This is a genomic window from Janthinobacterium sp. 1_2014MBL_MicDiv, from assembly GCF_001865675.1.
GTDB lineage: Bacteria > Pseudomonadota > Gammaproteobacteria > Burkholderiales > Burkholderiaceae_D > Janthinobacterium.
The window spans coordinates 1,425,412-1,438,997 of sequence record NZ_CP011319.1 but is presented as its reverse complement, the minus strand read 5'-3'; the positions used below and the strand labels follow the sequence as shown (position 1 = coordinate 1,438,997).

The window sequence follows — 13,586 nt, the reverse complement described above, 5'->3', positions numbered from 1 at the left end:
CCATCATGCAACTATCTCTGAACAGCAAAATCTGCGTCGCGGCCACCGCGCTGGCCATCCTCAGCCTGGGCGTCACGGCAGCCGTGATCGGCTACAAGAGCAGCGCCAGCGCCGAGGCGGCCGCCCTGGAGCTGGCCCGCACGTCGGCGCGCGAAGTGTCGGGCGCGCTGCAGGCGCGCATCGCCAGCAACCTGTCCAGCGTCTCCAGCCTGGCCGGCGCCATGCGCGGCACGAAAAGCGCCAACCTGCCCATGCAGCGCGAGCAGATCAATGAACTGACCAAGGCCACGCTGTCGAGTTCGGAAGACTTGCTCGGTTCGGCCGTGACGTGGGAGCCGAACGCGCTCGACGGCAAGGATGCGGAATTCGCCAACCAGAAGCCGAACTATGACGCCAGCGGCCGCTTCATGCCCTACTGGACGCGTGGCGCCGGCGGCAAGCTGCAAGTCGAACCCATCGTCTTCGACCCGAAACCGGGCGCCAACGACTGGTATGACGTGCCCAAGCGCACCGGCAAGACGTTTTTCACGGAACCGTACATCTACCCCGTCGACGGCAAGAATGTGCTGATGGCTTCGCTGGTGGCGCCGATCATGATCGATGGCAGCTTCAAGGGCACTGCCAGCGCCGACTTCATGCTGACGCGCCTGGCGAAGATCCTCGCCGACCTGAAGGTCATCGAGGGCGGCAAGCTGGCCCTGATCTCGAACGGCGGCCTGTACGCGAGCCACCCCGTGCCTGAACGCCTGGGCAAGAAGGCCGACGACGTGCCGGCCGCCGGCCTGGACAAAGTGCGCCAGGGCCAGTCCTACGAATACGAGGATGCGAACGGCTACATCCACCTGCTGCAGCCGCTGCAGATCCACCCCGATATCGCGCCGTGGAGCGTGCAGCTGAGCTTCCCGAAAAGCGTGGCCACCGCCTCGGCGCGCGAACTGATGACCTACACCCTGATCGTCGCCCTGCTGTGCGCGGCGGCCACGGCCGGCATCCTGATCCTCGTCGTCAACCAGCTGACGCGCCCGCTGCGCACCCTGGGCCGCACCATGACGGATCTGTCCAGCGGCGACGCCGACCTGCGCGTCAAGCTGGAAGTCAAGGGCACCGACGAGCTGGCCGTCATCGGCAAGGGCTTCAACCAGTTCGTGGAAAAAATCCACGCCGTGCTGCTGCAGGTGCAGGCCAGCGCCGACAATGTGGCGCGCGCCAGCGCGGAAATTGCGCAAGGCAATAACGACCTGTCGGCCCGCACGGAACAGCAGGCCAGCTCGCTGGAAGAAACGGCGGCCTCGGTGGAAGAACTGACGGGGACCGTGAAGGAAAACGCCGACCATGCGCGCCAGGCCAACCAATTGGCAGCGTCCGCCTCCAGCGTGGCGCAAAAGAGCGGCGAAGTGGTCGGCAAGGTCATCGCGACCATGACGTCGATCAATGACTCGTCGAACAAGATCGTCGACATCATCAGCGTGATCGACGGCATCGCCTTCCAGACCAACATCCTCGCCCTGAACGCGGCCGTGGAAGCGGCGCGCGCGGGCGAACAGGGACGCGGCTTCGCCGTCGTCGCCACGGAAGTGCGCAACCTGGCGCAGCGCTCCGCGGCCGCAGCCAAGGAAATCAAGCTGCTGATCGACGATTCCGTCGGCAAGGTGGCAGCCGGCAGCAAGCTCGTCGACGAAGCGGGCGCGACCATGGAGCAAGTGGTCGACAGCGTGCGCAAGGTCACCGCCATCATGGCCGACATCAGCGTCGCCACCACCGAGCAAAGCGACGGCATCGCCCAGGTCAACCAGGCGCTGGCGCAAATGGATGGCGTGACGCAGCAGAACGCGGCCCTCGTCGAGGAAGCGGCAGCGGCCGCCGAAAGCCTGCAAGACCAGGCCAGCCACCTGGCCGACGTGGTCAGCGTCTTCAAGCTGGGCGAACAGCTGCACCAGGCCGCGCCGGCGGCAACGACGGCGGCCAGCACGCCGCGCGCCACTGCGGCCGCGAAGGCGCCCGCGCCGGCCAAACGCCTGGCCACCGCCAAGCCGCCAGCGGCGGAACGCGCGCCAGCCAAGGCGCCGGCCGGCGACGACTGGGAAGAGTTTTAAGCTGACGGCGCCGCGCCATCCCGCAACAATGTGGCATTTGCGGGACGGCGCGGCGCGCAGGCGGTTTTGCGTGCGTTTCCAATCGAAACACTGCAAGAACTACCGCCATCAATACTTCATATGATGGCGCGGATAGCCCGCACGCCACGCAAGACATGTCCGCCAATCGCTGCCGCCTATGCCCGGCACGGCAGAAGCAGCTCAAACCCGGCTCCACTGCCGCCGTGAACACCATGCGTAGCGACAAGCCCCGTCCCTCCCCCTCGCGCATACGACGCCCGTCACCGGCAATGGCCTGCCATACATGCTGGACCTGGGCCAGCCTGCCTGGTGCCGCATACATGCCGGCCAGTCGCGCCCGTGCCTCGTCGATGCGGCAGCGCTCCCCGCCATGACGCAAGCAGCGTTCCGGCACCTGAAGGCGACAAGCGGCACCTGCTCTCGCCGGATGCGGCGGACGACGCAGCGGGCGCCGTAGCGCCCCGCAAACAAGCGGACGCCGGCAGCCGCAGCCGGCCGGACGCGCCTGCCGCGACACACAGTGTGTGCGGCGGCATGCCGATATGAAATAAATATTGATTTAAATCAACCTTCTACTACATTCGGTGAGAATTGGCGGGCGCCCGCTTGCCTATAATATTGCCGCGCTCTCGGCACGCAGGCTTGCCGGACTAAAAGGATTACGCATGAAAAAAATATGGGCAATTTTGTTGACATCGAGCACCACACTATTGGCGGGCTGCGGCGGCGGCGGTAGCGGCGATGCGGGCGTTCCCGCCACGTCGCCACTGGCCGCCTACGTGGGCACCTGGCAATCGGCCTGCGACGATCACGACCGCCAGTCCCTCGTCATCGCGTTCAAGGGCGATGGCAGCGGCGCACTGGAACTGACGCCCTACGGCGAAACTTACTTCAAGGCCGATTGTTCCGGAGCCGTGGTGGCGACAGAGAACATGAGCGCCAAGATCAGCGGCAAGCCGGACGGCGCGGCCGACATCCAGGTCCAGCTGTCGCAAAATGCCCCGGCATCGACTTTGCGCATCGACAAGATCACGTCCTCGGTTCCCGCTTACACCTTCCAGGTGACAGGTGCCAACGTGAAATATGTCCTGCGGCTTGGCCAGCAACAATGGTGTGTGGACGTGGAAAATGGCGAGTCCTGCATTTGGGACCAGGGCACACAGGCGGCGCAAAGCGTCCCGGGCGGCTTGTCCTTGCGCGGCAACGAATTGTTCACGGTGATGCAGAAAAATGGCGCGTATGTGCTCGACATGCACTATGTGAAAAAATAGGCGACGCTGAAGGTATCGCAGGGCCGCCCGGCCCTGCACGTGCACCGCTTCGATCGCCTATGTGCAGAATCGAACATACATTGCAAAAATACAAGGCTATCCTGTTGAAAAAACAGGAGCTTGCCATGTCGTCCATCACCCTTACCCCGCCGTCCAGCCAAGGTTTCAGCCACGCCGCCCTTGCCGCCGCGCTGCCTGTGCCAGCCACCGGTTCACCTCCCATCGACAACCTGCGGCGCCTGCTCGACGCGGGCCTCGACCGACTGCCGCTGCCCGGCCACGGCGCCACCTTGCAGCGCTGGCAGGCGCTGGCCGCCGTCGCCGCCATCGACCTCTCCCTGCTGAAACTGTACGAGGGCCATACGGATGCGCTGGCCATCCTGGCCGAAATCGACGGTCCCGGCGCGCCGGCCGGCAGCAGCTGGGGCGTCTGGTGCGCGGAAATGCCGGGCGCGCGCGTCAAGCTGCAGCAAACGGCCGACGGCCGCTATGTGCTCGATGGGCGCAAGGCCTGGTGTTCCGGGGCCAGTGGACTCAGCCATGCCCTGGTCAGTTGCTGGAACGACGAAGGCCAGGCTTGCCTCGCCTCCGTCGCCCTGGCGCAAGCGGGCGTGCACGTCACGGACGAGGGCTGGCAAGCGGTCGGCATGGCCGCCTGCAACAGCGTCGACGTGACCTTTTCCGCCGCGCGCGCCTTTCCCGTGGGGGCGCCCGGCGCGTATCTGGAGCGCCCCGGTTTCTGGCATGGCGGCGCCGGCATCGCGGCCGCCTGGTATGGCGCGGCCTGCGCCATCGCCAGCCACCTGCATGCGCGCGCGCAGCATGCCGCGCCCGACCCGATCCGCCTGGCGCAGCTGGGCCGGATCGACTGCGCGCTGCATGCCGCCGCGGCCCTGTTGCGCGAAGGCGCCGCCGACATCGACCGCCATCCGCAGCGCGACGCGATGGGCCTGGCCCTGCGCCTGCGCCTGGCAGTGGAAGACGCCGCGACCCTCGTCATGCACCTGGCCACGCGCGCGCTGGGCGCCGGCCCCCTGTGCCGCGATGCGCAGTTCGCGCGCCTGGCGGCCGACCTGCCCGTCTTCCTGCGCCAGAGCCACGCGGAACGCGACCAAGCCGTGCTGGGCGGCATCGTCGCCGGCGCCGAAGAGCATCCCTGGACGCTCTAACATGCGCGCCAGCACCGCCCCGCAGGAACGCCGCATCGAAGGCCGCGGCACGCCGGACCAGTCCTGGCAGGCCTGGCCGGGATGGTCCACGCTGCCGGCCATCGGCGCGGGCGAACTGGTGCCGCCAGGCGCCCGCGCCGTCATCGTCGCGCCCCACCCCGACGATGAAATCCTCGCCTGCGGCGGCCTGCTGCAACTGCTGGCGGCGCAAGGCCGCGCGCTGCTGCTGGTGGCCGTCACGGACGGCGACGCCAGCCACCCGGACTCCCCGCTGTGGCCGCAGGAACGATTGCGCCAGGTGCGTCCGCGGGAGTCGGCGCTGGCGTTGCAGGCGCTCGGACTGGCCGCTCCCCCCTGGCTGCGCCTGCGCTTGCCGGACGGCGGCGTGACGGGCATGACGCCGCAGCTGAGCACCATGCTGGCAGCGCATCTGCGCCCGGGCGACGTCGTCTTCACGACCTGGCGCCTGGACGGCCACCCCGATCATGAGGCATGCGGCTGGGCCTGTGCTGCGGCGTGCTCGGCCAGCGGCGCCACCCTGGTGGAAATGCCCGTCTGGGGCTGGCACTGGGCCGCGCCGGGCGATGCGCGCGTGCCGTGGCACCGTGCGCGCAGCCTGCCGCTGCCGGACGCCATGCTGCAGCGCAAGCGCGCCGCCCTGCGCTGCTTCGCCAGCCAGATGCAGGCCGATCCCTCGACAGGCCGTCCCGCCATCGTCGGCGACGACGCCCTGCAACGCTTGCTGCATGCGCGCGAGGTGTATTTTCTATGAACGCTTCCACCACGCCGGACGACCCGCGCGGCGCCTATTTCGACCAGCTGTACCGGCACGACGCCGACCCGTGGCTGGTACGCCAGCGCTGGTACGAGGAACGCAAGCGCGCCCTGCTGCTGGCCAGCCTGCCGCAGCAGCGCTACCGCCACGCCTATGAGCCCGGCTGCGGCAACGGCGAACTGACCGTGGACCTGGCGCGGCGCTGCGAGCGCGTGCTGGCCGCCGATCTGTCCGCAGAAGCGCTGCAGCTGGCGCAGCGCAGGCTGGAGCAGGCAGGCCACGCTGGCAACGTCAGCTTCGCCCGCCACCGCTTGCCGCAGGACTGGCCGCGCATCCTGCCGGGCGGCGACAAGTTCGACCTCATCGTCATCAGCGAGATCGCCTATTATCTGTCGCCCGAGGAACTGGCGCGCGTGGTCGAGCACAGCGTCGCCGGCCTGGCGCCGGGCGGCAGCATCGTCGCATGCCACTGGCGCGCGCCGTTTGCCCAGCGCATCCAGTCCACCGTGCGCGTGCATGCGGCCTTCCAGGATGCGCCCGGCCTACACCGCCTGCTGCGCCACGAGGAAACCGACTTCCTGCTCGGCGTCTGGTCGAACGATGCGCGCTCGGTGGCGCAGCGCGAGGGCTTCGCATGATCGGCGTCGTGGTCCCCGTGCACGACGAAGAAGGATGTCTGGACGCCTGCCTGGATGCGCTGCGCACCGCCGCCACCTGGCCACTGCTGCTCGGTGAAGCCGTCAGCATCCTCATCGTGCTCGATGCCTGCAGCGACAAGTCGCAGCGCATCGTGCTGGCGCACGCCATGCAGACGGACTGGCGCTGGCGCCTCGACTGCATCGCCGTCAATGCGCGCAACGTGGGCGCCGCGCGCGCCGCCGGCGCCAGGGTGCTGCTGCAGCGCGGCGCGCGCTGGCTGGCGTTTACGGACGCCGACACGCGCGTCTCGCCGGCCTGGCTCAGCGCCCAGCTGGCACTGAACGCCGATGCCGTCTGCGGCACGGTCGCCGTCGACGACTGGTCGCCGCATGCCGGCCATGCGGACGCCCTGCGCGAGCATTTCAGGCACACCTATACGGACGCCGACGGCCATCGCCATATCCACGGCGCCAATCTCGGCGTGCGCGCCAGCGTGTATCTGCGCGCCGGCGGTTTCGCGCCCCTGGCCTGCAGCGAGGACGTGGCGCTGGTGGCGGCCCTGCAGGCATGCGGCGCGCACATCGCCTGGAGCGCCGCGCCGCGCGTGACGACCAGCGCCCGCCGCAATGCCAGGGCCAGGGGCGGCTTCGGCGACACCTTGCTGCAGGTGGTGGCGGCGCTGGGCGTGGCGGCGGTGCAAGCCACCTAAGCGAAGCCAAAAAATGGCTCTGTCCTCGGTAAATAGGGGAAATGATGGAATCATTCCCCGGCTGCGCTGTCTGACTCTGCAGACTCACCATGCAGGGAGCAGATCATGCAGCCAGCCGAATGGATCAGCTTTATCGCGCAGTTTGCTCATCTGAGCAGACGCCAGCGGCAGGCTGGAATCGCCTTGTTGCAGGGCAATACATCCCACGACGCGACCGTGGCGCTGCTTGAAAAGGTCGCGCAGGCGCGCTTGGCCTGTCCCGCCTGCCACTCGGCTCACCTGCACCGACATGGCCATGCGCACGGCCTGCAGCGCTACCGCTGCGTGCCCTGCGGCCGCACCTTCAATGCCTTGACGAGCACGCCGCTTGCCCGCTTGCGCCACAAGGCGCTATGGCTCGAGTATGCCGATTGCCTGCTCGACTCCGCCTCGGTGCGCCAGGCCGCTCTGCAGCTGGGATTGCACCGCAACACGACGTTTCGCTGGCGCCACCGCTTTCTCAGCATAGCGAAGACGGACCGGCCGCATGGCTTGCATGGCATCGCCGAAGCTGACGAGCTCTACCTGCTGGAGTCGGAAAAAGGGGCGCGACAGATGACGCGTCCGGCCCGCCGCCGAGGTGGCCGTGCGCACAAACGCTGCATATCCAATGAACAAGTCTGCATCCTGGTGGCGCGCGACCGCACCGGGCAAACCCTGGATTTCGTCACGGGCAAAGGGGCGTTGACGAAGGCACAGCTGCACCGCTGCCTATCGCCCGTGATCGACAAGGATATCCTGCTGGTCACCGATGAGCATGCGGCCTACCGGGCTTTTGCCAGCGAAGCGGGCATCAGCCACCAGACTGTCAACTTGCGCGCCGGCATCCGCGTGCAAGGCGCCGCCCACGTGCAGAACGTCAACGCCTATCACAGCCGCTTGCGGCAATGGCTACGGCCATTTCACGGCGTGGCGACGCGCTACCTGCCGAATTATCTGGGATGGCGCTGGATACTCGACGCCAGGCGCATCCGTTCACCCGAAACATTATTGAAAGCAACGTTGGGTGCATTCCCACACTTGACAGTGACATAGCCCAAAAAAATCGCCGGAGCGGGAGTGTTTCCCGGTCCGGCGATGAGGACTGGCCTGCGCGGTTGCCCGCGCGGCCTGATTACTTGAGCGGCATGGCGATGCCGAACATCACCGACTGGCTGCGCCCGCTATCCATGTTCAGATTGCTGTTGTAGTCCAGGGTCAGGGTCATGCCGTTCGACAGCAACAGCTTCACGCCCAGGCCCGCCGTCCAGTTGCCCGTCTGCTGCGGCAAGGTGCGGATCACGTACACGGGACCGTCCGCCGCCAGGTCGGCATACGCCAGGCGCGCATCGTCGGCGCCCTGGAACTGGTGACGGTACTCGAGACGCGCACGCGGGTACCACGTCCCCAGGCCACCCACATACAGGCCCTCGGCGCGCACGCCCAGCGCGCCGATGCGCGAGCGCACCGTCTGCTTGAAGTAGCTCAGCGCGTTGATGCCGGGCGCCTTCTCCGTGTACGGATCGAGCTTGGCCGACATCAGTTCCACGCGGCCGTATGGCGACCACATCCACGTTTCATTGCGCACCTCGATACCGCCGACAAGCGCACCAAACACTTGCTTGCCGTCGCGCTCGCCAGTGGCGTAACCGCTGCCGTCCGTCAGGTAGCGCGAGGCGTCGTACTGCAGGGTACCGTAGCCAAGCACGCCGTCAAGGAAGACGCCCTTGCTTGGACGCAGGCTGCCATACACGGCCGCCACGGCACTGTCGGCGCTGCTCTTGCTGCCGTTCTGCCCCACGTCGCTGCGGTCATGGCTGAAGCCGGCGCCAGCGCCGACGGTGGCCAGGTCGCTCAAACGGTAATCGCCGCCCACGCTGATGCCATTGGTGCGGAAATGGAAGCCCGTCTGGCGGCCATTCACGTACTGCTGGCCGAAGTCGACCGCGCCGCCGAGCCACAACGACAAGGCCTGTTTCTGCGTGTCAGGACGCTGCGGCATGTCCGGCAAGCCATTCGCGGCCTGGCCGGCATCCGCACCGGCCGACTGGCGCTCACCACCATAAGCGGCGTCCGTCTGGCGCAGTGCTGCCTTGCGCATGTACGGTTTGACCGTCGTCGTGCCGAACACGCGGTCCGCCTCCTGCTCCTGCCAGCGCGCCAGCGTGGCGGTCGGATTGCCGCTGTCGCTAGGCGGCGTCAGGTTCAAGCCAAAGCTGGAACGTCCCCAGCCGTCGCCATGCAGGCTTTCCAGGCGCTGCGTGAAGTTCGACAGCTGCGCGCTGGCGAAACGCCGCGCCGCATCGGCTTGCGCCGCCTGCAGGCCGATCACTTCCGGATCCGTCGACGGGTCGCGCCGCGCCGTCACGGTCACGTTGACCACGCCCGGCTTCGAGGTGGCAAAGGCATTGCTCAGGGTGTAGCTGACGACGGCCGCGCCGGCAAACTTGCCCGAGGCCGTAAAGCTCAGCTGATAGACAGGCTTGCCAGCCGTGCCGACGTCGCGCACCACCGCCTTGCCGGCGTTTTCCGGCGCGATGCTCAGCACGCTGGCTGCCGTGAACGGGCCGCCCGTGGCGCCCGCCGTCAAGTCGACATTGACCGTCAGGCCGGCCACCACCGTGGCGCTCTGGCTCACCACCTGCGGCATCGGATTGACGGCGACGCTGGCTTTCACCGGCGCCGAAGTGCCGAAAGCGTTCGACAGGGTGTAGCTGAAGCTGATGTCGCCGCTGGTACTGGCGGCAGGCGTGTAGATGATATCCATGCCGCTGACCACCGCCGTGCCGCTCGTCGGCGCCGTCGTGATGGTCACCGCCGTGAACGGGCCGCCCGTGGCGCCTTCCGTCACGTGCAGGGTCAGTGATGCGCCGGGTTCGAGCTTGACCGTCTTCGGCACCGGCACCGGTACTGGCTGCGGCGCCACCGTCAGGCTGACCGTGGCCGGTGCCGAGATGCCGCCCGTCCCCGTCACGGTGTAGCTGAAGCTGTCGGGACCGAAGTAGTCGGCATTCGGCACATATGTCACTTTGAAAGCGCGGCCGCTGCCGCCTCCCGCTGCACCGGTCGCGACGATCGTGACACGGCCATGCTGCGGCGGCGTGACGATGGTGACGTCGGTGATCGGGCTGCCGTCGCTGGAAGCGATGCTGAGGCTCACTTCCTCGTTGGCCGCGGTGGTCGCCGTTTCATTTTTCACCGGTGGCGGCGCCTGGTTCACCTGCAGGGTCAATGCCTGTTGCACCGTGAACTGGTTGGCATCCTTCGCCTGCAAGGTGAAGGCAAAGCTGCCGGCCGTCGTCGGCGTGCCGCTGATGACGCCCGTGGCCACATCGAGCGCCAGGCCGGCCGGCAGGGCGCCGCCGGTGAGCGCAAACGCATACGGCGCGACGCCGCCGGCCGCCGTGAATGCCTGGCTGTAGGCATCGCCCACGCGGATACCGGCCAGGCTCGCTGGCGTCAGGGTCAGGGTCGGCGCGGCGACGACGAGCGTATAGTTGTTGGTGGCGCTGAATGGCGCTCCCACGCCCGTGCTGCTGTCGGTGACCTTGATGGCGAAAGTGTAGCTGCCAGCGACATTGGTGGTGCCGGACAGTACGCCAGTGGCCGCATTCAGGCTCAGGCCAGCCGGCAGGCTGCCGCTGCTGACGCTATAGGTGTACGGCGCCGTGCCGCCCGCCGCCGTCAGGGTCGCGCTATATGGCGTTGCCGCCGTCGGATTGGCCAGGCTGGCCTGCGGAATGTTGACGGTAGCCGACGAGACAGCCACGGTATAGCTTTGCGTGCCGGTGAACTGGTGCGTGTCTTCCGCTTGCACGGTCAGCGTGAAGCTGCCCGCCGCCGTCGGTGTGCCGCTCAACAAACCGCTGCTGTTCAGCGTGAGTCCGGCCGGCAGGCTGCCGCTTGTTACCGTATAAGCATACGGTCCCACGCCGCCGCTGGCCGTCAGCTGCTGGCTGTACGCCGTGGCCGCTGCCGCTGCCGGCAGCGTGCCTGGCGTGAGCGTGATCGTCGGCGCGGCAATGGTGACGGTGTAGCTATTGGTCGCGCTGAACGGCGCGCCCACGCCCGTGCTGCTATCGCTGGCGCGCAGGCTGAACGTGAAACTGCCGGCCACGTTCACCGTGCCGGACAGCACGCCAGTGGCGACGTTCAGGCTCAGGCCAGCCGGCAGGCTGCCGCTGCTCACGCTGTAGGCGTACGGCGCCGTGCCGCCCGCCGCCGTCAAAGTCGCGCTGTACGGTACGGCCACCGCCGGATTCGGCAAGGTGGCCGGGGTCAGGCTGACGCTCGGTACGCCCACGGTGATCGTCACGGTGGCCGGCGCCGAAGTGCCGACGCCATTGGTCGCCGTATAGGTGAAGCTGTCCGACCCGGCATAGCCTGCCGCCGGCGTGTAGCTGATGCTGGTGCCGCTGGCCGTCGCCGTGCCGTGCAAGGCGGCGGACGCCACCGCTACCGACGTCGCCACGCCGCCGCTCAGGTTCAGCGTGATCGGGTTGGCACTGCTGCCATAGGCCACGGCGGTGCTGACATTGCCGGCAAGGGGCGCGCCGGCCGCCACCGTGCCGGAATAGGCGCGCGAACCCGTGTATGGTCCGGCGCCGGTGCTGCTGTCGGTGGCCGTGACGGTAAAGTTGTACGGGCCTGCCGTCGTGGGCGTGCCGGACAGGGTGCCATCCGGTGCCAGGCTCAGGCCCGTCGGCACGCTGCCAGCGGCGATAGCATAGCTATGTGGTGCCGTGCCGCCGGTGGCCGTGATGCTTTGGCTGTAGGCAACACCGGCCGTCATCGCCGGCAAGGTCGTTGGCGCCACCGCGACCGTCGGCGCCGACACCGTCATCGCGTAGGCGCGCGCACCGGAATACGGGCCACTGCCCGTCGCACTGTCGGTGGCGCGCACGGTGAAGTTGAAGCTGCCGCCGGCCGTCGGCGTACCCGACAGCACGCCGGTGGCAGCATTCAAGGTCAGGCCGGCCGGCAAGGTGCCGGAGCTGATCGCGTACCCGTATGGCGCGAAGCCGTTCGAGGCGGTCACGCTCTGGCTGTAGGCCGCGCCCACGGTGGCTGCCGGCACGGTGCTTGGCAAAATCGTGATGGTGGGGCCGGCAACCGTGATCGTCACGGTGGCGGGCGCCGAGGTGCCGACGCCATTGCTCGCGGTATAGGTAAAGGTGTCCGGCCCGCCGTAGCCGGCCGTCGGCGTGTAGGTGATGCTGGTGCCGATGGCCGTCGCCGTGCCATGCAAGGCGGCGGACGCCACGGCCACCGACGTCGCCGCGCCGCCACTCAGGTTCAGGGGGATCGCAGTCGGGCCGCTGCCGAAGGCCACCGTGGCGCTGGCGGCGCCGGCAACGGGCGCACCCGCCGCCACCGTGACGGAATAGGCGCGCGAACCCGTGTAAGGAGCACCCGTGCCCGTGCTGCTGTCGGTGGCCGTGACGGTAAAGTTGAATGGCCCCGCTGCCGTCGGCGTGCCCGACAGGGTGCCGTCCGCCGCCAGGCTCAGGCCCGTCGGCACGCTGCCGCCCGTGATGGCATAGGTATACGGGGCCGTGCCGCCGGCGGCGCTGATGGACTGGCTGTAGGCGACGCCGGCCGTCATGGCCGGCATGACCGTCGGCGTGACGCTGATCGTCGGCGCAGACACCGTCAGCGAGTAGGCGCGCGCGCCCGAATACGGGCCGTTGCCCGTCGAACTGTCGGTGGCGCGCACGGTGAAGTTGAAGCTGCCGCCGGCCGTCGGCGTGCCCGACAGCACGCCGGTGGCGGCATTCAAGGTCAAGCCGGCCGGCAAGGTGCCGGCGCTGATCGCGTACCCGTAAGGCGCGAAGCCGTTCGAGGCGGTCACGCTCTGGCTGTAGGCCGCGCCCACGGTGGCTGCCGGCAGGGTGCTTGGCGCAATCGTGATGGTGGGGCCGGCCACCGTGATCGTCACGGTGGCCGGCGCCGAGGTGCCGCTGCCGTTGGTGGCCGTATAAGTGAAGCTGTCCGGTCCGCCATAGCCTGCCGTCGGCGTGTAGGTGATGCTGGTGCCGCTGGCCGTCGCCGTGCCATGCGCGGCGGCGGAGGCCACCGCCACCGATGTCGCTGCCGCGCCGCTCAGGTTCAGGGGGATCGATGTGGCGCTGCTGCCGTAAGCCACTGTAGCGCTGGCGGCGCCGGCAATTGGCGTACTGGACAGTATCGTGACGTTATAAACGATGGGGTTCAGACTATCGTCACCGACAGTAAAGGTATCAAAGGTGGCGTTGTCGCTCGCTCTATTAACATAGTGCACGATATTCGTACTGACCGGATCTTGTACGATGTTGCCATGTATCGGCGGAACTTGTATCGCCGTCAGACCAAACGTGCAACCATTGGGATTATAGTCATCCAGAACGGTGCCCCCTGCTGAAATGGTGACGTTGACCGGATTCGTGCATGTAGTGGCCGCACGCGCATGCTGCGAATACAAGGCCATCAGGATGAACAGCATGGCCACCGCCATGCGCATCAGCCAGGGCGGCAAGAGCGCGGCACGCACGGCGCCGCGCTTCCCGGCAGCCAAGACTTCCATGCCACTGACGGTGGCCGACTGGCAACCAGATTCGCTAAGATTTAGAAACATTATTTTCCTTCGATACATTTCTTGGGTGAGGAAGGTACGGCTCTGGCACAAGGCAATATGCCACCATTCATGTCGATTTCAGCTACTGTCAACGGCCCCGAAAAAGGATTCCTCACGCTATTGACGCTTGCTTTACATCAACGTATGCTACTACGAGTAGCAAATAAAGCAACTAAAAAATGTTGCCCAAAAAAGATATTTTAATGTAAATCAATTGCTATTGCTAAATGTATTAGCCTTGTATTCCATTTCACAACAGTTATGGGGAGAGAAATACC

General features: G+C 67.2%; 8 protein-coding genes. 7 read left to right on the top strand and 1 reads right to left on the bottom strand.

Features of this window, described 5'->3' with window-relative positions:
* The first annotated feature begins 5 nt into the window (after positions 1-5).
* The 7 genes from YQ44_RS06305 (at position 6) to YQ44_RS06275 (ending at position 7,751) form a co-directional block, all read left to right on the top strand.
* Positions 6-2,093 (top strand): methyl-accepting chemotaxis protein, encoded by a 2,088-nt coding sequence (locus YQ44_RS06305; protein WP_071322660.1) that lies wholly within the window; start codon positions 6-8, stop codon positions 2,091-2,093.
* A 686-nt stretch (positions 2,094-2,779) separates the two neighbouring features.
* Complete coding sequence (locus YQ44_RS06300; protein ID WP_156894713.1) at positions 2,780-3,385, top strand: hypothetical protein; 606 nt, start codon at positions 2,780-2,782, stop codon at positions 3,383-3,385.
* Between the two features lie 125 nt (positions 3,386-3,510).
* Positions 3,511-4,554, top strand: coding sequence for an acyl-CoA dehydrogenase (locus tag YQ44_RS06295; RefSeq protein WP_071322658.1), 1,044 nt, complete (start codon positions 3,511-3,513; stop codon positions 4,552-4,554).
* A gap of 1 nt (position 4,555) precedes the next feature.
* Complete coding sequence (locus YQ44_RS06290) at positions 4,556-5,326, top strand: PIG-L deacetylase family protein (RefSeq protein ID WP_071322657.1); 771 nt, start codon at positions 4,556-4,558, stop codon at positions 5,324-5,326.
* Entirely contained in the window at positions 5,323-5,967 is a 645-nt protein-coding gene (locus YQ44_RS06285; protein ID WP_071322656.1) for a class I SAM-dependent methyltransferase, read from the top strand. Before YQ44_RS06290 ends, YQ44_RS06285 begins: the two co-directional genes overlap by 4 nt.
* Positions 5,964-6,677, top strand: coding sequence for a glycosyltransferase (locus YQ44_RS06280; protein ID WP_071322655.1), 714 nt, complete (start codon positions 5,964-5,966; stop codon positions 6,675-6,677). Before YQ44_RS06285 ends, YQ44_RS06280 begins: the two co-directional genes overlap by 4 nt.
* Positions 6,678-6,782: 105 nt before the next feature.
* Complete coding sequence (locus tag YQ44_RS06275) at positions 6,783-7,751, top strand: IS1595 family transposase (RefSeq protein ID WP_071322654.1); 969 nt, start codon at positions 6,783-6,785, stop codon at positions 7,749-7,751.
* Positions 7,752-7,830: 79 nt separating this feature from the next.
* Here the strand turns inward: YQ44_RS06275 and YQ44_RS06270 are convergent, their stop codons facing one another.
* Positions 7,831-13,308 (bottom strand): putative Ig domain-containing protein, encoded by a 5,478-nt coding sequence (locus YQ44_RS06270; RefSeq protein WP_232251064.1) that lies wholly within the window; start codon positions 13,306-13,308, stop codon positions 7,831-7,833.
* Positions 13,309-13,586 lie beyond the last annotated feature (278 nt).